Genomic DNA, 23,170 nt, shown 5'->3' on the forward strand with positions numbered 1-23,170 from the left:
CGCTGGCCTACAAACTTACCAACACTAAAAAATCAAGAGCCGAAAAAACTCAATCGTTCACATTCATTAAATAGTTGGATCTTAAAAATAATTGCTTAACCTAAAGCCACATCTAGAATCATCATGATAACAAACCCAACCATGAATCCCATCGTAGCAACGTCAGTATTATCACCTGATTGTGATTCAGGAATTAATTCTTCTACTACAACGAATATCATCGCACCCGCAGCAAAAGCTAAAGCATATGGTAAAATAGGACGAACGACAATAACCGCGGCTGCACCAAGAACAGCTCCCACAATTTCAATTAAAGCTGATGACTGACCTAGATTAAATGCTCTTGATTTGGACCTACCTTCAGCATGTAAAGGTAAAGATAAAGCGGATCCTTCAGGGATATTTTGTAAACCAATCCCGATGGCTAAAGCAATAGCTGAGGTTATAGAGGCACCTTCTACTCCAAGATTTGCAGCGGCAAAAGCAACACCGACCGCCATCCCTTCTGGGAAATTATGAATCGTTACAGCTAACCATAACATCGTCGTTCTTGAAAGCTTTGTTTTTTTAACATCTGTATCACCATGGTCTTCTGCCAAATGGATATGTGGTACGACAACGTCAAGTAAACGCAAGAATGCACCCCCAGCTAAAAAGCCAACCGCTGCTGGAAACCAAGCCGGAAGCGAACTATCGCTACTCTCTGCATAACTAATAGCCGGTGATAATAAAGACCAAAACGTTGCAGCCGTCATAACACCTGCCGCCGAACCTTGCATAGCCGCAAGAAATTTCGCATCAATTTCTTTGACTAAAAACACCACAGCAGAGCCTGCTACCGTACACAACCAAGTAAATACCCCTGCCAAAAACGCTTGCGTGATAGGTCCCGCATTTAGAAACCAATCAATCATTAACACACCACCCTTTCAACTTTCTAAATTTAAACGAATAAGTTCATAGTCTGGATTATCAAAATTAGAGACGGAAACGCCTAATAAACGTATCCGATAATCTAAGTGACCATGAATAGCCCAAAGGTTTTGAACCATTTCATAAGCTAACACCCTATCATCAAATGCAATTTTCATTTGCATTTGACGATTGATTGTCTCAAAGTTTTCATATCTTATTTTAATGGTTATCGTGTGGGCTTTCAAGCCTTTAGATTGCATTTTGTCAATCACCTTAGTTGTAAGTTGATCAAAAATCTCTAAAACTTGTGGTTCAAACTCCAAAAATTGACTAAAAGTGGTTTCTTTTCCTATTGATTTCCGCTCGTTAGTAGGTCTAACTGGTGAATTATGAATGCCTCTAACTTTGAAAAATAGCGAATGACCCATTTTTCCAAAATCACGTTCTAATTCTTCAAGTGATTTATTGGCTAAGTCTTTACCTGTTTTAATCCCTTTATCATGAAAATAGGGCACAGATTTCCTACCCACACCATAAAATTTCTCGATGGGCAGTCTTTCTAAAAACATTAAGGCTTCCTCAGGCGTGACTAAGGTTAAGCCGAAAGGTTTATGGTAATCCGAAGCTATTTTAGCAATGAATTTATTATATGAAATTCCAATGGAACAAGTTAAATTTAATTCCTGCAAAATTTGTTGTTGAATTTGCTGGGCAATAATGGTGGCACTTTTTATTCCTTTTTTATTTATTGTTACATCTAAATATGCCTCATCTAAAGAAAGTGGTTCTACTAAATCTGTATATTGATAAAAAATAGCTCGTATTTGATTAGACACTTCTTGATAATGTTTCATATTTCCCGAAATAAATACCGCATGTGGACAGCGTTTGTATGCTTCCATGGATGACATGGCTGAATGAATTCCATATTGTCGAGCGATATAATTACATGTCGTTACAATCCCCCGCCCATTAGTCAGATTAGGATGTTTTGCAATGACTACAGGTTTATCTTTTAAATGAGGCTGATCTCTTATCTCAACACTTGCATAGAAAGCGTCCATATCAACGTGTAATATTTTTCGCGATGTATCCGGTTGTGGATCATCAAACTGTAAAATTCCATATTGCATCCCAATTCCTCCCTTATAAACATTATACAAACATTTGTTCGCATACTCAAGTAGATATAATTAAAGCGAAGCTGATGTATATATGCGTTCAATAGTAGTTGGGGGACCGCCAGACAAGTTTAGCTGAAGTAGTCGCGCGCTCGGTAACCGCCAGCTTAAGATTGCTTGCTATCCGCCTCTCAGGTAAACGGGAAGTAATAAACCGACTTTCAATGCTCATCTAAGTTATGATCACATGGAAATGTCTGAGTGACAATAACGTTTTCTCATTTGCCATTTACTTTTTTATTGGATTTTGGACAGAATCAAATTAATCTGTCTTTTGCTACTCGAGCAGATGACAGATTAAGGCTATTCTGTCTTTTACTACTCGAGCAGATGACCGATTAGCTTTATTCAGTCACGAATTCAATCGTTTCATGACCGATTAGCTTTATTCAGTCACCAAATACTTAATTTCATGACCGAATAGCCTAATTTGTAGTTTATTTATGGTCACACATTTCCGCTTAAGTTCACGCTCACAACAAATGCCCGAATATGTGTGCGCTCACGTAAGTGAGAAATGACGTTCTTCACTTCCTACTTACGTTGAGGCTTGCTATCCGCCTCTCACGTCGCTCTCTGGCGGTTGGGGCTTGCCATCCGCCTCTCATGTCACTCTCTGGCGGTTGGGACCTGCCATCCGCCTCTCACGTCGCTCTCTGGCGGTTGGGGTTTGCCATCCGGTAAGTGGGAAATGAGATACCTTCAGTTTATGATAGACCACCATTGAAATGGAGGAAATTCACAATAATTATTAGGTAAATACTTTTGCGGGTCACTGCTCTCTTAGCAATGGCCTGATAAGCACTTTGCGGGTCACTGCTCTTTTAGCAGTGACCAGATAAATCATTTTAAACTAGAGATACCAACAAAAATAGCCAAGTGTGATGATTCATCGAAGAAAATCTGCCGTTGATCGCGTTGCTATATCGCAATCAACAACCGCTCGTTATAAGCAGGGAGTGCAAGGCAGTCGAATAAAGCTAACCAGTCACCAAATACCTGATTTCATGACCGATTAGCCTTAATATAAGCTATTTTACGGTAATACATTTTCCGCCCACGTTCATTCTCATTCACTCCCCACCAAATATAAAGCACACCACCCCCTCATTTATATACAAAAAAGAAACGTACCACTATAGTCGATTTCCACTATAATGGTACGTTCCAATTTATAAAATCATTCGGTTAATTACGAATTGTGATGAGCGTATTCTTTCTCATCATCAAAATCTTCTTCAGTATATTCCCCTTCAACCTCATTGGCTTCATCATAGTCATCATATTCTTCGTATTCATCTTCAATCGCTTCAGCTTCCGTTTCAGTTTCAACTGGTGTTGCGGTTGCAACGCCCTCTTTAACAGTAGAAATTGCTGAAATTTCAAAGGTTAAATAAACGCCCTCACAATCCAATACAACTGTGCGTTGAGCTTTATTCACTTCGTCAACAACACCATGTAAACCACCAATCGTTACAACATGATTACCTGGTTGCATGGCATCCAACATGGATTGTTTTTTCTCTTGTTGTTTTTTCTGAGGGCGAATCATTAAGAAGTACATCGCTCCCATAATAAGTACAAAAGGTAATAAATTTACTAAGATTACATCCATTATTTCTCCTACTTTCCAAAATTATCTGTTCCTATTCTACCAAAGTTAAAAGGGTTTAGCTATTAATTTTAGTAAATATATTAAAACTGTGGTGCATTTGCCTTATTATAGCCATAACGTTCAAAGAAATCTTCTCTAAATTCTAACAAGGAATCATTCATGATATTTTCACGAATGTCTTTCATTAATTTTAATAAGAAATGAACATTATGAATAGATGCTAAACGCATCCCAAATAGTTCATCCGCTTTAAATAAATGACGGACATAAGCACGCGTATAGTTCTTACACGTATAGCAATCACAATGCGAGTCGATGGGTGTAAAATCTCGTGCATATTTAGCATTTTTAACCACCAAACGCCCATTCGTAGTCATACATGTTCCATTGCGTGCGATGCGTGTCGCAAGCACACAATCAAACATATCGACTCCGCGTATTGCCCCATCAATTAATGCATCGGGTGAACCAACACCCATCAAATAGCGGGGTTTATATTTAGGCATTTCTGGAGTTAAATAATCCAACACTTGATTCATTTCCTCTTTTGTTTCCCCAACCGATAAACCACCAATGGAGTAACCAGGAAAGTCCATTTGAGCCATTTCACGCGCATGCCAAATACGTAAATCCTTATAACCTGCCCCTTGCATAATCCCAAATAAGGCTTGTGTATCAGGTTTTTTATGAGCTTTTAACCCTCTTTCCGCCCAACGAGCGGTCCTTTCAACGGACTGTTTAACATAATCATACGTATGATGAAAATCAGGACATTCATCAAAACTCATAATAATATCAGCGCCTAATTTATTTTCAATATCAATCGCCTTTTCTGGTGATAAAAATAAGGGCTCACCACTGATATGATTTCTAAAATGCACGCCCTCTTCTTCGATTCGACGTCGATCACTGAGTGAAAAAACCTGAAAACCACCTGAATCGGTCAAAATACCCCGATCCCAATTCATAAATTTATGCAAGCCACCCGCTTCCTCAACAATATCCTCGCCAGGACGTAACCATAAATGATAGGTATTGCTTAAAACAATTTCAGCTCCCATATCTTTTAACTCTTCAGGCGATAAACCCTTTACCGTCGCCAATGTTCCTACCGGCATATAGATGGGGGTATCAAAGGTCCCATGTGGTGTATGTAGCTTACCTAAACGTGCACCAGTATGTTTTTCTTCCTTAATTAATTCATAATGTACAGCTGCTTGTGTCATCTTTAAATTCCTTTCCTACTCAACTAGCCATTGACTTTCTAATGTAACTTCTAACACAAATGGATAATTTTTCCCTGTAATATAAAAATTATCCCCCTCAATATGTGCAATGCCATTTAAAACATTCATCGATTCAATTTGTTCATCGGTTAAATCTAAAGCATCAATAATTGGACCAAATTCATAATGTGAGACAACTTGCCCGGTAGTGGGATCTATTTGATAAATCGTATCTTGAAACCAAACATTGGCATAAATCCAACCATTAGCAAATTCCAATTCATTCAACTGATCCAACGGCTCACCCTCAAAATAAATATCCACAGAGCCTAATAACTCAAACGTTGAACTATTTCTTTTTAATAATTGATTGGACCCATTTGACATCCAAATAACATCTGCTTGCTCATCATAAGCTAAGCCCCAACCCATCCCATCATAATCCACAACGTCAACAACTTCATAGGTTTTAATGTCACGTTTCAATGCTTGCTCATTTTCCCATGTCACTTGCCATAAATAATCAGGTGTGAAGGTAATGCCTTCTCCGAACAATGCCTCATCTAATACATCGTAAACCTCAACATGACCGGTCTGCAAATCCAATTCGCCAATATAAGATTCCCCATACAAACCCGTGGCTATGACCAAATCATTGCTCGGTGACAATTCAAACCCTTGTGTAAAGGCCTGATTATCACTAGGAAATGTATCGACGACCGTGACCTTCCCCCGCTCATTACTAGCCGACACAGGCACCGAAAAACTTAAAAACAACACCATCAAAAACACATTATGTTTAAGACCAAACCTTTTTACTTTCAATAAATATCTCCTTTTTCAACCATAACAAAATCCCTACTTGACAATTATGACTAGCAAATAAAACCATTACTTGGTACAATTAAGCATATTGTAGTAGGAAAGGAAGCAAGTTCATGTCTTTTTATACTTTTATGGTTAAAGTTTTTTATGTACTTTTTATTATCTTTAATGGGAAACCACATGTTGAAGGAAAAGAACATCTTGAAAATATCGATGCTTCTATCCTCACTTCAACACACCGCTCGATGACAGATCCGTTTTTCGTAGCGTTTGTTGCTGCACCTCATGAAGTAAGTTTTATGGCTAAACAATCACTTTTCCAAAATAAATTATTAAACTATTTACTGACAAAAGCAAATGTTTTTCCCATTAATCGAGAAAAACCCTCAACAAAAACTATTCGTCATGCAGCCGATGAATTAAATGAACACAATCGTCATTTAGGCATCTTCGCCACAGGGTCACGCTATAGTACCGAAATTAAAAGCGGGACAGCTTTTATTCAACGTTTAAGTAAAAAAAATATCATACCGATTGCCATTCAGCCACCCATTGGTTTCTGGCAATTTATAAGTCGTAAAAAGGCTAAAATCGCTATTGGTAGTCCAATTGAATATGATCCCAGCAAGAAATATACTAAAGAAGAATTAGCGGAAATTGATGCTCTAATAGGTCAACGCTTTGACGAATTGGATAAGCAATTGGATCCGACTTATGTTTATCAAGTTCCGACTAAAACGGAAAAATAAGTTAATTACATTTGCTATTTAATCATAAATACCTTTCAACTGCAACTTAAGTTGAAAGGTATTTTTGTGATTATTCCATTGTTTGCAAACGATACATTTGATAATAGGTCCCTTGTTTTTCTATTAACTCATCATGGGTACCTTGTTCTAAAATCCTACCTTTATCTAATACGATAATTAAGTTAGCATCTTTGATGGTACTTAAGCGGTGAGCAATTGCAATGGTTGAGCGGTTTTCACGCATACGATTCAGTCCACTTTGAATATATTCTTCTGTTTCCGTATCGATATTAGCTGTTGCCTCATCCAAGATTAATAGTTTAGGATTTCTAGCCATCGTACGAGCAAATGAAATCAATTGTTTTTGTCCCGTTGAATAACTAGCGCCCCGTTCAATAACCTTTTTATGATAGTTTTCAGGATCAGCTTCAATAAATGTATCTGCATGGACAAAACGAGCCGCATTCCGCACGGTGGCATCAGAAATCGACGTATCTAACAAACGAATATTTCGCGCAACATCACCATGAAATAGGAAGGAGTCTTGTAAAACTAAGCCTATTTCACTCCGCAAAGATTCATATGAAAATTCGCGAATGCTATAACCATCAAACAAAATTTCACCTTTTTGGAACTCATAAAAGCGCATCAGCACATTGATGATTGAGCTTTTACCACTCCCGGTATGGCCTACTAAAGCGACCGTTTCACCTGGATTAACGGTAAAGCTAATATCATTCAACACATAATTTTCATTGTCATAAGAGAAAGAGACATTTTTAAATTCGACTTTTGCATCTGTAATCGCAGCTTGAGGGTTAACCGTTTGTTCAGGCACACTTTCCTGATGGTCCATGATACGCAGGATACGTGAGCTAGAAACAACACCGTCTTGTAACAAACTCAAACTATCCATCATCATACCCATTGGTCTAAAAAAGCTAGTACTATATTGTGTAAAAGCATAAATTATCCCAATTTCTAAGAATCCGTCAAAAAACTGATTACCTAAAACCCAAAGCACTAAGGCTAGTGAAATGCCTTCTAACAAATTAATGACAGGCATTAATAGTAAAGCATTCATTTTTACCATAGCAAGACGTCCACGGTATTGTTCTTCGTTTTCATCATCAAATTCCTTGATCAATCGCTCTTCTTGCCGAAAATTTTGAATGATGGACATCCCTAGAATTGATTCATTCAAGCGAGTATTTAGTCGACTAAGACTTTCACGCATGGAACGATAAATTCTAGAACTATAGGATTGATAAAACCAAATTAATAGCGCCATGATTGGGACAAATAATAGAAAGATAAGAGCCATTTGACTATTTAAGGTATACATCCCAATAAATACAGAAATTAATGTAATAATGCCTTCAAAGAGTGCATAAAAGACATTCCAAAAATCTTTCAGTGTTTCCGTGTCATTGGTTACCCGCGAAACAATTGAACCGGAAGGGGTTTGATCAAAATAACGCATTCCTAAGGAGTTTAATTTTGTAAATACGGTATTTCGAATTAGTTCAACCGTTTTTTCAGAAGCCATCCCAAAAAGATACGTTGAAAAGAAATAACAAATCCCTTGAATCAAGATAAGTGACAGATAAACCCCAGCAAAAATTAAAGAGCTTCTAACCGTCGCTGTTTGAGGAGCTAGATAGACATCAATATAAGATTGAACAACCCGTGGCATTAACACACCGATAGCTGTCATTCCAATATTAAAGACTATGGCAATTAAGAAGCGCCATTTAAAAGGCATAGCATAGGCAAACATTCTTTTAGTCACTTCAATTTGTTCACGAATCGGCATTTTTCTTGCCCAAACGGATTGTTGCGCATCATTAGATTGTGACATGTTCAAACCCCTCCTCACCAATTTCTAAAGCTAATTGTTGTTTTTCATACATTTGTTTGTACCAACCATCATTATCAATTAAGCTTTGATGATTACCTTGTTCGACAATCTTACCATCTTCGAGCACAATAATATTATCAGCATGCATCACACTTGAAATTCTATGGGCGGCAATAATCGTTGTTTTATTACTGCGTGTTTCCTTAATTGAACCTAAAATAGCTTCCTCAGTTTTCGCATCGACAGCAGATAATGAATCATCCAATATTAGTAACGAAGGATCAATTATCATTGCCCTGGCCATTGATATCCGTTGTTTCTGACCACCTGATAAGGCTACCCCACGTTCACCCACTAAAGTATCATATCCATTAGGAAATCCGATAATATCCTCATGAACGCTCGTTACTTTCGCAATCGCTTCTACTTCTTCTTGCGAAGCTTCTGGAAGGCCAAAACGAATATTTTCTCTAACAGTCGTTGAAAATAAGAAGTTATCCTGCGGAACATAACCAATATTGGTTAGTAAAGCATTGAGTGTATAGTCTTTAATATTATGGTGGTTGAACTCAATATTACCTGTATACCAATCATAGTCACGCGTTAATAATTTAAAAATGGTTGATTTCCCAGAACCTGTTTTACCAACAATACCTAAGGTTTCACCTTGTTTTATCGTAAAGTGAACATTGCTCAAAACAACTTGGTTACTATTTGGATATTTAAATTCTTCAACATTAAATTCAATATCGCCATCAATAGCTTCGTTAATTCCATCTGGATCTTCAACAATATTACTTTTATAGCGTAGGAGCTCTTCTACACGGTTATAAGAAGCTGAACCACGCTCCAAAATATTGAACAAACGTCCAATCGCAACCATTGGCCATGACATACTACCAATATAATTAAGAAAGGCAATTAAAAGCCCTAAGGTAATTTCACCTTGAACAACTAAAAGACCGCCATAAAATATACCAATCACCGTCGAAAGTCCCATAATCATTTGAATAGCCGGGCGGAAAATAGCATCATAAAAGTGAACCGCTTGATTTTTATCAACAACATTAGCTGTCATCTTTTTAAAATCATCAATATCTCTTTCTTCTTCGCCAAAGGTTTTAATAACTTTCATGCCACCAATACTCTCTTGAACTTTATCATTCATCGAAGAAAAAGCTTCTTGAGCACGTCTGAAATGATGGTGTATTCGTGAACCATTAAAACGAACGAGGACAACCAATAAAGGTAATGGCAGAATTGATACCAAACTCAAGCGCCAGTCAATCACAACAAACATTATTATTAATGTAATAATACCTTGTGAAAGTGAATCAACTAAGGTTAAGATCCCCCCACCTGCGACCATCCGAATTGCCGTTAAATCGTTGGTCGCATGCGCCATTAAATCACCTGTACGATGTTCTTGGAAAAAGACCGCATCCATTTTTGTAAAATGGACAAATAAACGACGTCTTAATATTTTTTCTAATTTAGCCGATGTACCAAAAATGGCTGTACGCCAAAAGTACCGCATAACATATTGAGCAAGCGCAATAGCCAATATTACAAAAACCCAAAATAATAATTGCTGAACGGTTAAGGTATTAGCAGTTAAATCATCAATGATGTTACCTACAATCATTGGAACAATCGCCGATAGGATACTCACGAGAAGTAACAATGTTGAACCAAAAATATAAGCTTTTCTTTCTTGCTTAAAGAACCAGCTTAAACGTTTAAAAATTTCCATCCTTGCACCCTTTCCTAAAAACTCTAATCTATAGTCTACCACTTTTTAATCCTATAAACCAAATGTTTGATTATATTTTTCTTAGTAATTTTTTAATCAAACTTAAGGTCTGATTGAATAAAAAAAGACTACCTAAGCTAAAAAGCTAGATAGTCTCCAAACAGTCTATTTACTCTGTTTCATAGAGTTCATTATTTGTTGAACTTTCTTTTTAGAAGGTTTTTGACCCATTTGCGTCATCATTTGTGTTATCATTCGCTCATCAATCGGTGGGTTTTCTTTAAAATAGTCCATCATATAACGTCTTGCAATGTAGAAGCCGGCTACAAAACCAATAACTAAAGCTGCTACTACTATTAATAGCCATCCCCAAACTGGCATATCTATCCCTCGCTTTCATCCAATATGTATTGTTATTCTACTAAAAAAATACGGTTTTGACTAGTCAACTGTGAAAGAACTAATCTTCTAAATGTCGATTATGCAGTTTTTTCGCTTTTTGAATATGTTTTACTTTATCTGACGTCAAATCATTACCTTCACGATCAATGATTTTAATACCTTCAACATGGTTTTTTAAGCCTGAACGAAATGAGCTTAAGTATTTTTCTCTTAATGCTTTTTGCTCTACTTCTTCTTCAATTGTTAAACCCAATGTTTTTTTCTTTTTTGCTAACGCATTAATACGTGCAATAAGCTTTTGATCAATCATAACAGCCACCTCATTTCTAAAAATTAATCTGCTGGCATATTTATTTTCAAATATCATATAAAAGTTAAGTTTAGCGAACATTTGTTTGTGTTTTCAAAAAAGGTTTGATACAATAAAACTAACCTAAGTGAAAGAGTTGATTCAAATGAATACCTTATCAACAAAACAAATGAACATTCTTAAAGCAATTGCTGAAGCAATTGAATCAAATGGTTATCCCCCAACCGTTAGAGAAATTGGCAGTGCAATAGGTTTATCTTCAACATCCACTGTACATGGCCATCTTTCCCGCTTGGAAAAAGCTGGCTATATTCAACGGGACGCGAGTAAGACACGGACAATTGAATTAACACCGTTAGCTATAGACGCACTGGGCCTTGAATCTAATCAAGTACCACTGTTGGGTCGTGTTGCTGCTGGGTCCCCTATTTTAGCCGTTGAAGAAGCCACTGATTACTATCCAGCACCTCAAGATATTCCTTATGATGCCAGTGAATTATTTATGCTTGAAATCGCTGGGGAAAGTATGATTAATATCGGTATTATGGATGGTGATTACATCACGGTAAGAAGGCAATCCTCAGCTAATAATGGCGAAATCGTAATCGCTATGACCGATACTGATGAAGTAACCTGTAAAACATTCTATAAACGCGATAATTATTATATTTTAAGACCCGAAAATGATCATATGGAAGATATTATTCTTCCGTCAGTGACCATCCTAGGACGTGTTGTTAGTTTATACCGCAAATTTTAATGTAAAAATATAATCGTAAGTCGAATGAGAATACCAAGATGGCTCATTCGACTTTTTAGTCTATTAATAATCCATCAAGGCTTTAATATTGTAACCTTTGATTTTTTCACGGCCATTCAAGTCTGTCAATTCAATCAAGAAAGCACAGCCTACAACGATACCACCTAATTTTTCGACTAAGTCAATCGATGCTTTAACCGTACCGCCTGTGGCTAATAAATCATCAATAATCAAAACTCTTTGACCCGGTTTAATTGAATCCGCATGAATCGTTAACGTGTTTGTCCCATATTCTAACGAGTAGTCAATTTCGATGACTTCGCGAGGAAGCTTCCCTTTTTTACGCACCGGAATAAAGCCGATATTTAGTTCATAGGCTACAGGACATCCAACAATGAAACCACGCGCCTCTGGTCCTACAACAACATCCACTTCTAATTCTTTTGCATAATCAACGATTTGATTGGTTGCTTCTGCAAAAGCTTCTCCATTAGCCATTAAAGGGGTAATATCTCTAAAAACAATCCCTTCTTCAGGATAATTATCGACACGGGCAATATAATCTTTTAAATTCATTCAGATTCTTCCTTTTCTAATGTGTTTTTGACTTGATTAATTGATTGATAATTCAAACAAGCTTCTACTTGCATCGATTCGCGAAATTCATCCATAGCAGGTAGTTTTTGTAAATCCACTTTTTGTTTAGTATTTACTTCTAAAAATAAATGACCATCTTGTATTGTAACAAACTTAGCTTGAAAAAACAGCTTAAGAATTAACTTAATTTTTGTTTTAGGTAATTGCGTTTGTTGACTTAGGCGTCCCATTTGATTTTTCATATCTAGCGGTTGATATTGTTGAATCCAACGGTAAACGCGGGTTGTTTCCTCACGCGAAGGAACCCCTAAGAGATATTTCGATTCTTGAATATAAGAACCAACATAAACAGTTTGCCAATTAGCGATATTTATTATGTTTTTTAAAGGTTTAAAGGTTGACGGGGGTTCGACAATGGCGACATTGGATAGGGTTTGTTGAACATTAAGTTGTTGTAAGGTAATCAATTCCACGTCTTTGTATAACAAGGCGACGGACGACTTGCTTATTCGCTTTTGGTAGCTTTGATAAATACTGGTATGTTCGAACAAATAAACGGTATTTTCATAGCTAAAAAAATCGTCAGGTATTTGGCTGCCTCTTTTATCTACCCAATGGCTGCCTTCAAAACCAATATCTTTTATTTTTAATTGAGGGGTTTTGTTTTGCTGCCATTCATTAATTGTCAAGTCACCGACAATTGAAATTAAATCTGTCTGTTGCAAATGCTGATAGTCCGTTTTACAGTTAAAGCCAATCACATTCAAGGTACTTAGAATACCGTCTTTATTTTTTTGTGATAATAATAACTTTAAATGTTGTTGCTGGGTTCCAATCCATCGTAATTGATCAATGGACGCCTCTTTTATCACAAAAATCGGTTTTGGATTATCTGTACCGAACGGTCCAAGCAAATCAATTTCTTCAATCAATTGATTACTAATCTCATCGATAGTCAACGCTAAACTAATCTTTAAAGCAGGCGCCTGCTCTTTGAGGTCACTTTTAAATACATCTAAGGCCATCAAAGCCGTTTTAAATACGGTCCATGTGTTTGCATCAATGGTTAAACCGGCCGCTTGACTATGCCCACCAAAATATTTTATATGTTGGGATACTTGCGTTAAGGCTTCAAATAGATTAATGGACTCAATACTGCGGCCACTACCGCGGTAAACATTTTGTTCAGAAATATATTGAAAAATGATGGCTGGTCGTTGATATTGTTCCACTAAGCGGCTAGCGACGATCCCTAGGACACCTGCAGGCCATTTTTCGTCGTATTCGATAATGACGGCAGGTATTTCATCATAGTTAGCTATGCGTTGTTCGACCTCATTAACAATGGCATTCACAATCTGTTTTCGTTCATCATTTTTTTCATTAATTAAATTAACATATTGCCTTGCTTCATCGGGATCAAAGGTTCTCAGTAATTCTAAGCCAGGGGTTGGGTCTCCTAGTCGACCAACCGCATTCAGTCTAGGCGCTATGATAAAGCCTATTTCATCTACTTGAATCTCGCTTAAAGCCATGGATTGTTCCTTAAATAATTGTCTTAGACCTTCACGTTGCGTGACACGAAGGCGGTTAAGGCCATTTATCACAATCGTCCGATTTTCATCCGTTAATGAGACTAAATCAGCAACTGTCCCGATAGCCGCTAATTCTAAGGCTTCGGCAGGGACTTCATCGGTTAAAGCTGCAACCACTTTAAGGGCAACGCCCGCACCACTTAAGTCCTTAAAGGGATAATCCCCGAGAGGGTGCTGAGGATGAATAATCGCATAGGCATTCGGTAAACTTTCTTGCATTTGATGATGATCCGTTACAATCACATCGACACCCGCCTGCATAGCAAAATCGATTGCCTGGTGGCCAGCTATACCGTTATCACACGTCAGTATCAGTTGAGTCCCCTCTTCAATCAATTGCTTGTAGCGTTCGATATTCGGTCCATAGCCATCGATTAATCGATTAGGTAAATAATAATTAACGTTTGCCCCTATCGACTCGAGTGCTTCATACAGAATTAAGGTGCTCGTAATACCGTCAGCATCATAATCGCCATAAATCGTAATTAATTCTTGCTCCCCTATCGCTTGTTCTAAGCGTTCAACCACTTTATCCATTTGATAAAGTAAAAACGGGTCATGAAATGTTTGTGGTGCTTGATCGGTTGCTCTTCTGATTGCTTCTGGGCTAGTTAAACCTCGTTGTATACATAAACGCAAAAAAGCGGGAGTATAATTTAGTCCCGCTTCTTGTAAAGCTACGATTTGTTGTCGTGATGCCGGAGATTCATCAGCCATTTGCCAATCAAATTTTGATAAATTCATTTAAACTCAAAACTCCAATACTTGTTTATTACTAAGTAAGCGTTATACGTTTGCATAATCTTCAGCTTCTTCATCGCCTGGGTCAGTAAAAGCTTCACTATCTGTCTCTTCAACTTCAACATATGGATCATCTGTTGGTAATTCGTCTATTGTTGCACGCTCTTGTGTATCTTCGGCAATTTCCATAATTGGTTCGGTATACATAACAATATTCTTTTTACTTTGCTCTAACTCACGTATTTTCGTTCTTAAACTAGATAATTGTCGATCTTTTTCAATCAATTCACTATTATGGACATCCTTTAGTTGTTTGATTTCTTTTTGTAAGTCTTTATTTGATTTATGATTATTTTTAATAGTTGAGACTGAGCCTATTAAGCCAACAATCACACCAATTAGAACACTTACTAAGATAACTATAACCATGGGAGCTTGAATTGCACCAATAAAGAAATCGATCTCGACTGAACCCGTGTTTTGTAAAGCGAAAATAACAATAATAATCATTAGGACAATCGTTAAAATAAGTCGCCATTGTTGTCTCATTAAAGTAGCACCTCCTAATAAATTTATTTTAAATTGACAAGATGTCGCGTAATACTATCACCTATTCTTGGAAATAACTGATACAAATTAGAAAGGATACCAAAATAGGCAGGGCTATTTATTTCACGTTGGATTAAATGCTTCCCATCTATTTGATCTGAAATAATTTGTGCTGCTTTATCCACATCCAAAGCCATCAACTTTACTTTATTATAATATGATTTTGAATCGCTGTCATGTTCAAAAAACTCTGTGGCTACGGGACCAAAATTCACTGTTGTTACATGAATGTTTTTAGAAGCAAGTTCTAAACGTAAAGCATTGGCAAATCCAATCATGGCAAATTTAGTTGCCGAGTAGGCGGTTGATGACTTTGTAGCAATTTTACCCGCTACACTGGCTATAATTATGATATGCCCCGCTTTTTGTAATTCCATTTGTTTAGCGACCAATTGACTGAGATACATCATACTCAACGTATTCGTTTTAAACATCAACTCATAATCAGCATACGAAAATTGATCATACGATTTAAAAGACCCATAACCCGCACAATTAATCAGTACATCAATCCGCTGAAAACGCTCAATCGATTTAGCAACCATCCGTTCAATTTGAGCTGAATCCGTTAAATCGCACTTAATAACCAACACATTTGTCTGATACATTTTAAATAATTGATTGGCTAACTCAGTTAAGCGATCCATGCGTCTTGCGACTAGGATAAGTGAAAAACCTTGTTCAGCCGCTTTAATAGCCACTTGGCGTCCAATCCCACTAGAAGCACCTGTTATCAAAACAATTTTTGTCATTTTCATCCTACTCCCGATAATTGATGTCAAATTCATTCAAGTCATAAACTAAATGACTATTTGGAAAAATTGAACGTGCCTCCGCTTCTAGAGCTTTAGCATCAGATCCTAGGTAACGGGCTGAAATATGATTTAAATATAATGTTTTAACATTGCCACTAAGGGCAACTTGCGCTGCTTGCAAACTCGTTGAATGGAAGTGATTGTAGGCGAGTTGCGTCTCTTCCGCTTGATAGGTACATTCATGTACCAAGGCATCTGCATCTTTAGCAAGCAGGGCTAAATGATCACATGGACGCGTGTCGCCTAAAATAGTAACGACACGTCCATTTTGAGACTGCCCAATATAATCTTTCCCATCTAAAACCGTCCCATCGGCTAAACGAACTTGCTCGCCACGTTTAAGTTGTCCAAATATGGGTCCGTTGGGGATTTTATAACTAGCCAGTTTATCGACCAGTAATTCACCTTCTTTATCGGGTTCTATAATTCGATAGCCAAAACTCAAGATGCCATGATTAAGCGGTAAATACTTTACTTGCCAATTTTTGGGTAATTGAATGACACCACCCTCTGGATTTAATTCAACAATTTCTAGCGGATAGCTTAAGTGCGTTTTTGAATAACTTAAGGTGGCATGAATAAAAGCCTTTATCCCTTTTGGTCCATAAATGGTAACCGGCGTATCACCACCTTGAAACGAACGACTACTTAATAATCCGGGTAATCCAAAAATATGATCACCATGCATATGGGTAATAAATATCCGTGAAATTTTACGGGGTTTCAAAGATGTTTTCAAAATTTGGTGTTGAGTGGCTTCACCACAATCAAATAACCACATTTCATTTAATTCATCTAATAATTTTAAAACAAGTGAGCTGACATTCCTTGCTTTCGCCGGAACACCTGCTCCTGTTCCTAGAAAAAATAATTGCATCAAAGCCTCTCTTTCTATGACACATGTTATCGCGTTCGATACAAATCTTTGGCAATTAACTTAGCCATTTCTAAGGACCCTTCTACTGTTGGATGGGCATAATCTCTTAACCATTCAGGATGATCATTAGCATAACTAGCCCAATCAATGATATTGACATTACCAAAGCGTCGAGTTGAAGCTTCCAATTGACTATTTGCATCACTGACCCAAGAACGATCAGCATTACTCGTTAAGAAATAAATTGAGCGGTCTGGTCCGATAGCATTGATAAAATCATTTAATTGACCTTCCGTAAAGGTCCCATTACTACCTAACACAACAATAACCGTTGGCATTAACCGATCTAAACTTTCTAATTCTTTAACAACATCCACACTATTGTACAGTTGACGCCCTTCTTGTCCTGACAATTTTGCTTTGGGAAAGACTTCATTAATCTGTTCAGCGGCAGCCAGTAAGACTGAATCACCGATAAAGGTTACATCTAACCCATTAGCGTATAACAGTTCTTCTTGACTTAAGCCTTCAATATTATTAATCACTTTATTGTTCTGGGTGTTGTTTGCAATCGTGTCTTGAGCCAGTTGTTGATTATTTTCAATCAACGTTTGCAAATCTTCTGAATCCGTATCACGTGTTTCAGGTGTAATCGCCAATCCTACCGTACCCCCAACAAAAAACAACAAATAAATAACCGTAATTATTTTAATGTTTATGAGTGCTTGCGGGTGGTCAATTAAATACCGCACTTGATACTTCATTTTTTTCCAATTAAAATCTTGTCCAATCGGCAAAACAATCGCTTGTTTTTCAAATAATTGATAAGTAATCTCAGCCAGAACCATAATGATAACCACTTGAACCAAGGTATGTAACCAGACATTATCATTAATAAAGGTAATTTGACTAGGGATAATTAAATGAACAGGATAAAACCAGAGATAATAAGACATACTCCGCTTACCTAACCAAGTAAATACAGGAAAAGAAATAATTTTGCTCCATAAGGTTTCCGGGTGAATTGAACTAATAATAAACAAGCCACAAACTATAGAAAATAAGGTTAAACCAAATCGATAGGCAAAAGCTTGTGTGCCATACATAAAACGAACCATAACAAAAAGCAACAAGATAGCTACCGTACCAATCATATTAAACGTTAACTTAACATTTCGCTTCATCGGTTTTGGTTTTAGTCGAATAGGATACAAATAGCCAATAGCGCCACCAAAAGTATAAGCAGATAAACGCGTTAAAAGATCATAATAAATACGTGTAGGATCGCCACCATCGTATAAATAGGCCATTAAAATAGCTGAGATGGCTGAAACAATTAAGAGCATATTAACCGATATAGACGGTCTACGATGCCATGCATAAAACAAGTAGACCATTAAGGGGGTTAATAATACTAATTGTGCATATAAGGATACATACCATAAATGCGTAAATGGACTTGGATTAGCTGCTTGGACAAAATACGATTGTTCATTAAAAATTTGATAATAATTGTTGACAAATAACAAAGAAGACAGTGACATGTTGCGTATATTATAGAAAAAGTCTCTTTGAAAAAGCATAATGTACGTAATTGTCACCATAATCATGGCTAACATTGGGAAAAAAAGGCGTTTAAAACGCGATGCATAGTAATTTTTAATAACTTTAACAGGCTGATTTAAATTAAGCGTCGTAAAATGTCGAAAATTAAAGAAACCTGCAATAACTAAGAAAAGATTGACAGCTAAAAAACCGCCTGGAACTAAATGTTGAAAAAGATAGTAAGCAATTATGGTAATAATTGCTACTCCTTTCAACCCATCAAATAGCTGAATACGATTTACTTTCTTTTGATCGTTCATTTTGATTCACCTAATCTAAAAACTCAAATTGAAAGTCCAGTAATTCAACGATATCTCCAGTTTGAGCACCTAAATTACGTAAGGCTTCATCAATTCCCATGCCACGTATTTGACGGGTAAAACGAGCGATACTTTCGTCATGAGCCATATTGGTCATTTTATACAATTTTTCAATTTTTTCACCCGAAATGGACCAATAGTTATCATCTAATTGCGTAATCGTGAATGGTACTGCATCTTCTTCAAGTCCATAATAAACGAAATTGGCTTCATCCTCAGTCTCTAAAGGAACAAAGTCACTATGAACAACTAAATCATAAGTAGCTTCAAGCAAATCCGTAATACCTTGATTTTGCCAAGCACTAATGGTGAAAATTTCTGGTTCTGGTCGGGGGGAATCCTTGTAATAGGCAGCTAACTGTTCTTTGAATTCTGTTAGATGACTATCGGCATTCTCAGCATCCATCTTATTCGCCACGATTAGCATTGGCCGATCGAGTAATTTTTCATTATAGGCTTCTAATTCATTTAATAATTTAATGTAATCATCAAATGGATGACGACCATGAGCAGCCGACATATCAATGACATGAAGTAAAACTTTAGTCCTTTCAATATGTCTTAGAAAATCAATTCCTAAGCCAACACCCTCAGAAGCGCCCTCAATAAGTCCAGGCATATCAGCTACGACAAATTCTCGATTAATGTCTAGCTTGACAACACCTAAATTAGGTACCAATGTTGTAAATTGATAATCGGCTATTTTAGGTTTTGCATTACTAATAACAGATAATAAAGTCGATTTACCTACACTTGGAAAACCAATAAGTCCAACGTCAGCTAACAATTTTAACTCTAATGAAAGCTCCCTTTCTTCACCAGGTTCACCATTTTCAGCGATAGCAGGTGCAGGGTTTTTGTGGGTAGCGAAGCGTATATTGCCACGGCCACCACGACCACCTTTAGCAACCACAACTGACTGACCATTTTCAACTAAATCAGCAATTAGCTGCTGGCTTTCTAGTTCTCTAACAATGGTGCCAGCTGGCACTTTTACAATTAAATCATCTGCCCCAGCGCCATACTTCCCTTTACTCATGCCATTCTCACCATTTTTGGCTTTAAAATGACGGGTATAACGTAAATCCATTAATGTGCGCAAACCTTCATCGACTTGAAAAACAATATCGCCACCTTTACCGCCGTCACCACCTGCTGGACCTCCGTCTGGAACATATTTTTCTCGCCTAAAAGCAACCATTCCATCTCCACCTTTTCCAGCTTTAACAGAAACTGTTGCACGATCTAAAAATGTAGACATAAACACTCTCCTTCCTTACTAAATTTTCTCACTTTATGCGTTTAAAATTTACTGATTAATTTTCTTGGATCAAATAGACCTAAGATGGTATGAGTTAATCGCTTAAGTGTTGCTTGTCGATTCGTTTTAATTGAATCATCTGGAGAATTTACTAAGTTATTCTCAAAATAGCGATCGATAGGTTGAATTAAACTTTGATAATAATTTAATAAATCTTCGACTGAGTCATTAAGATTAGCTTGTAAACTTAATCGAATCAAATCTTGTTCCGATTCAGTTTGAGCTAAAGCTAATGAAGGTTCCGTAGATGACTCCACTTTAACCCCTAAATTCACCACACGCGATAACGCCTCAACCATGAGTCGATAATTTTCCGCTGCATTATTTTTTAAAGATTGTAAACCATTGGCAAATTGAATATGGCGATTAATATCTAAATGATAACTTTCAAGAACTGATTCAATCATATCATATTCGACACCTTGACGCTCAATATATTGCTGAATACGCGCTTTAATAAAATCAGCTAATTTATTTAGCAATTCATCTTCTTCACCCGAAAAAGGTAATTTATTAATAAACGGCTTAATAATATCTAATAAATTAAGTGACCAATTTTGGTTGGCAATAATCTCAACAATACCCGTTGCTTGTCTTCTTAAAGCATATGGGTCATTTGATCCCGTCGGAATTAAATCGACTGCAAAATAATTTACTAAAGTATCTAATTTATCAGCCAGCGCTAATAATGCCCCTGTTTCGGTTTGAGGTAAAGCTCCCCCACTTGTCGTCGGTAAATATTGCGAGCCAATAGCTTGGGCAATATCAGTATCTAAACCAAATTTTTCTGCATAAATTTGCCCCATTTTCCCTTGTAATTCAGGAAATTCGCCTACAACTTGCGTCATTAAATCAAATTTATAAATATGTGCGGCTTCAACGGTTTTCGCTACCGTCGTAGCTTGTAATTGGCTACCTAAGGCATCCCCAATCAGTTTAACTAAATAAGCAACTCTTTCTTCTTTATCAGCCAGACTACCTAATTTAAAATGTTCTTTAACCGTTTTTAGTTTTTCATTAAAAATATCAACCGATTGATTTAAATCGGCTTGATAGAAAAATAAACCATCTTCTAAGCGGGCTCTTAAAACTTTTTCATTCCCTTTAACAACATTCTCAATAAATTCCGCATTTCCATTACGTACCGAAATAAAGTAAGGCAATAGTTCATCAGTTGTTTGATCTAAAACATAAAAATATCGTTGATGATCACGCATGGCTGTCGTCAAGATTAAGTCAGGCATGGTTAAATAATCATCTGAAAACGTTCCGAAAAAGGCTGTTGGCCATTCAACAATAGAAGTAACTTCATCTAACAAATCCTGATTCATTGGTACTTGCCAATTGTTTTCAGTGGCTAATGCTTGAATTTGTTCTTCAATCAGCTTTTGACGCTTAGCAAAATCAACGATGACTTTTTGTTCTTCCAGTAGCACTTCATAATTTGTTGCTGAATCTATCACAACCGAGTGGCCTAAAAAGCGGTGTCCCTTTGATTCGTTGCCAGCATCCACATGTAAGAAAGTAAAAGGAATAATCGTTTCATCCAACAAGGATACAATCCAATGAACAGGTCGAATAAATTCTTCTTCATAACTATTCCAATGCATCGTAACAGGAAAAGTTAAACTAGCTAAAACATCATTAATCTGCGTTAGGATTGTTTGCGTGGCACTCCCTTTCAAATGTTTATCGACAAACACATAGTCTTCATCTTTAACTGTTTCAACATATAAATCGTCTACCGTTGCCCCTTGACCTCTTGCAAAACCTATTGCGGCTTTCGTCCAATTGCCCTCATTATCTTTGGCGATGCGTAAAGCAGGACCCTTTGCCTTCTCTTCTAAATCAGCTTGTTTGCTAGCTAAACCAGACACTAAAACCGCTAAACGTCGTGGTGTCGCATAGGCTTGGATTGTCTCAAAACTGATTCGTTCTGCATCTAAAAATTGTGACACTTTGTCGCGTAATTGATTCGAGAGATCTAATAAGAATCTTGCTGGAATTTCTTCCATTCCCAATTCTAATAAATATTGATGACTCATTTATTTCTCCACCCCTTCATTAACGGCTGTCTGTTCTACTTGGTCTTTTTTCAACAAAGGAAAACCTAAGCGTTCACGCTCTGCCACAAAAGCTTTTGCCACTGAACGGGCTAAGTGTCTAATTCTAGCTAAATAACCTGCACGATCAGACACAGAAATCATCCCTCTAGCATCCAAAAGATTAAATGTATGGCTACATTTCAAAATATAATCATACGCTGGGTGAACAAGACCTAAATCCACTAAATGTTGCGCTTCCGTTTCATACTGATTAAATTGGTTGAATAGCATCTCCGTGTTGCTTTCTTCAAAAGCATACGTAGAATGTTCTCTTTCTGGTTGCAGGAAGATTTCGCCATATTTTACACCTTCAACCCATTCAAGATCAAAAACATTGTCGACATCTAATAGATACATGGCTAAACGTTCAATCCCATAGGTCAATTCACTAGTCACCGGATGACATTTCAAGCCACCCACTTGTTGAAAATATGTAAACTGAGTAATTTCCATTCCATCTATCCAAACTTCCCAGCCTAAACCTGCACAGCCAAGGGAAGGATTCTCCCAGTTATCTTCCACAAAACGGATATCATGCTTTAAAGGATCAATTCCAAGTGCCACTAAACTATCTAAATAGAGTTCTTGAATATTTAAAGGTGAAGGTTTCATGACCACTTGTAATTGATGATGTTGGAATAGACGGTTAGGATTTTGTCCGTAACGACCATCGGATGGCCGTCTTGATGGTTCGACATAAACGGCATTCCAAGGTTCAGGTCCAATAGCCCGTAAAAAAGTATAGGGGCTCATTGTTCCAGCTCCCTTTTCAACATCATAACTTTGCAATACCAAACAACCTTGTTCTGACCAAAACTGTTGCAACGTATTAATCATGGATTGAATCGTTGGTTTTTTCATTGTAAATCTCCTTAATAAATAATTTTTGACAATATAAAAGTCCCTATGATTAGATAAACATCTAATCATAGGGACGATTTAATCGCGGTTCCACCCTATTTCCAGTGATACTGGCACTCAAAAAATA

Annotated in this window: 20 protein-coding genes; 2 read left to right on the forward strand and 18 right to left on the reverse strand. The window is 37.0% G+C overall.

From position 1 onward, the window contains the following. Positions 1-95: 95 nt before the first annotated feature. The 5 genes from NRE15_RS02765 to NRE15_RS02785 all read right to left on the reverse strand — a co-directional run bounded on the left by NRE15_RS02765 (position 96) and on the right by NRE15_RS02785 (position 5,762). Positions 96-914: a ZIP family metal transporter gene (locus NRE15_RS02765; protein WP_313794093.1), complete on the reverse strand. Its 819-nt coding sequence runs from the start codon at positions 912-914 to the stop codon at positions 96-98. 15 nt (positions 915-929) lie between these two features. Beyond that, positions 930-2,048, reverse strand: coding sequence for a DNA polymerase IV (dinB, locus tag NRE15_RS02770; protein WP_313794094.1), 1,119 nt, complete (start codon positions 2,046-2,048; stop codon positions 930-932). A 1,240-nt stretch (positions 2,049-3,288) separates the two neighbouring features. Further along, positions 3,289-3,711 (reverse strand): preprotein translocase subunit YajC, encoded by a 423-nt coding sequence (yajC, locus tag NRE15_RS02775; RefSeq protein WP_313794095.1) that lies wholly within the window; start codon positions 3,709-3,711, stop codon positions 3,289-3,291. Positions 3,712-3,791: 80 nt separating this feature from the next. Continuing rightward, complete coding sequence (gene tgt / locus NRE15_RS02780; RefSeq protein WP_313794096.1) at positions 3,792-4,937, reverse strand: tRNA guanosine(34) transglycosylase Tgt; 1,146 nt, start codon at positions 4,935-4,937, stop codon at positions 3,792-3,794. Positions 4,938-4,952: 15 nt separating this feature from the next. After that, positions 4,953-5,762, reverse strand: coding sequence for a glutaminyl-peptide cyclotransferase (locus tag NRE15_RS02785; protein ID WP_313794097.1), 810 nt, complete (start codon positions 5,760-5,762; stop codon positions 4,953-4,955). Positions 5,763-5,875: 113 nt separating this feature from the next. Here NRE15_RS02785 and NRE15_RS02790 point away from each other — a divergent pair, with 113 nt between their 5' ends. Continuing rightward, the gene (locus NRE15_RS02790; RefSeq protein ID WP_313794098.1) at positions 5,876-6,511 is read left to right on the forward strand and encodes a lysophospholipid acyltransferase family protein; all 636 of its coding nucleotides are present in this window, start codon (positions 5,876-5,878) and stop codon (positions 6,509-6,511) included. A gap of 70 nt (positions 6,512-6,581) precedes the next feature. On the opposite strand, the gene NRE15_RS02795 is transcribed toward NRE15_RS02790, so the two are convergent. The 4 genes from NRE15_RS02795 to NRE15_RS02810 all read right to left on the reverse strand — a co-directional run bounded on the left by NRE15_RS02795 (position 6,582) and on the right by NRE15_RS02810 (position 10,834). Beyond that, entirely contained in the window at positions 6,582-8,372 is a 1,791-nt protein-coding gene (locus NRE15_RS02795) for an ABC transporter ATP-binding protein (RefSeq protein ID WP_313794099.1), read from the reverse strand. Beyond that, entirely contained in the window at positions 8,359-10,125 is a 1,767-nt protein-coding gene (locus NRE15_RS02800) for an ABC transporter ATP-binding protein (RefSeq protein ID WP_313794100.1), read from the reverse strand. The genes NRE15_RS02795 and NRE15_RS02800 overlap by 14 nt, the downstream gene beginning before the upstream one ends. 165 nt (positions 10,126-10,290) lie before the next feature. Next, positions 10,291-10,506 carry a YneF family protein gene (locus NRE15_RS02805; RefSeq protein ID WP_313794101.1) on the reverse strand — a complete coding sequence of 72 codons (216 nt, stop codon included), beginning with the start codon at positions 10,504-10,506 and terminating at the stop codon, positions 10,291-10,293. 79 nt (positions 10,507-10,585) lie between these two features. Continuing rightward, positions 10,586-10,834: a DUF896 domain-containing protein gene (locus NRE15_RS02810; protein ID WP_313794933.1), complete on the reverse strand. Its 249-nt coding sequence runs from the start codon at positions 10,832-10,834 to the stop codon at positions 10,586-10,588. A gap of 148 nt (positions 10,835-10,982) precedes the next feature. Here NRE15_RS02810 and lexA point away from each other — a divergent pair, with 148 nt between their 5' ends. Then, positions 10,983-11,597: a transcriptional repressor LexA gene (lexA, locus tag NRE15_RS02815; protein WP_313794102.1), complete on the forward strand. Its 615-nt coding sequence runs from the start codon at positions 10,983-10,985 to the stop codon at positions 11,595-11,597. Between the two features lie 63 nt (positions 11,598-11,660). Here lexA and NRE15_RS02820 read toward each other — a convergent pair whose 3' ends face one another. Genes NRE15_RS02820 through glyQ form a run of 9 tightly spaced genes read right to left on the reverse strand, consistent with a single transcriptional unit; the run spans position 11,661 to position 23,043 of the window. After that, positions 11,661-12,173, reverse strand: coding sequence for an adenine phosphoribosyltransferase (locus tag NRE15_RS02820; RefSeq protein WP_313794103.1), 513 nt, complete (start codon positions 12,171-12,173; stop codon positions 11,661-11,663). Next, positions 12,170-14,533: a single-stranded-DNA-specific exonuclease RecJ gene (gene recJ, locus NRE15_RS02825; RefSeq protein WP_313794104.1), complete on the reverse strand. Its 2,364-nt coding sequence runs from the start codon at positions 14,531-14,533 to the stop codon at positions 12,170-12,172. Before recJ ends, NRE15_RS02820 begins: the two co-directional genes overlap by 4 nt. Positions 14,534-14,575: 42 nt before the next feature. Further along, positions 14,576-15,079, reverse strand: coding sequence for a LapA family protein (locus NRE15_RS02830; protein WP_313794105.1), 504 nt, complete (start codon positions 15,077-15,079; stop codon positions 14,576-14,578). Positions 15,080-15,102: 23 nt separating this feature from the next. Next, positions 15,103-15,891 (reverse strand): SDR family NAD(P)-dependent oxidoreductase, encoded by a 789-nt coding sequence (locus NRE15_RS02835; protein ID WP_313794106.1) that lies wholly within the window; start codon positions 15,889-15,891, stop codon positions 15,103-15,105. 7 nt (positions 15,892-15,898) lie between these two features. Next, positions 15,899-16,831, reverse strand: a complete 933-nt coding sequence (gene rnz, locus NRE15_RS02840; RefSeq protein ID WP_313794107.1) for a ribonuclease Z — start codon at positions 16,829-16,831, stop codon at positions 15,899-15,901. Between the two features lie 26 nt (positions 16,832-16,857). Beyond that, entirely contained in the window at positions 16,858-18,696 is a 1,839-nt protein-coding gene (locus NRE15_RS02845; RefSeq protein ID WP_313794108.1) for an acyltransferase family protein, read from the reverse strand. A 10-nt stretch (positions 18,697-18,706) separates the two neighbouring features. Next, the gene (gene obgE / locus NRE15_RS02850) at positions 18,707-20,017 is read right to left on the reverse strand and encodes a GTPase ObgE (RefSeq protein ID WP_313794109.1); all 1,311 of its coding nucleotides are present in this window, start codon (positions 20,015-20,017) and stop codon (positions 18,707-18,709) included. Positions 20,018-20,058: 41 nt separating this feature from the next. Then, complete coding sequence (glyS, locus tag NRE15_RS02855) at positions 20,059-22,122, reverse strand: glycine--tRNA ligase subunit beta (protein WP_313794110.1); 2,064 nt, start codon at positions 22,120-22,122, stop codon at positions 20,059-20,061. Then, on the reverse strand, positions 22,123-23,043 hold the full coding sequence (glyQ, locus tag NRE15_RS02860; protein WP_313794111.1) for a glycine--tRNA ligase subunit alpha: 921 nt from the start codon (positions 23,041-23,043) through the stop codon (positions 22,123-22,125). Positions 23,044-23,170 lie beyond the last annotated feature (127 nt).

Source organism: Fundicoccus culcitae (assembly GCF_024661895.1).
In the GTDB taxonomy this organism is placed as follows: Bacteria; Bacillota; Bacilli; order Lactobacillales; family Aerococcaceae; genus Fundicoccus_A; species Fundicoccus_A culcitae.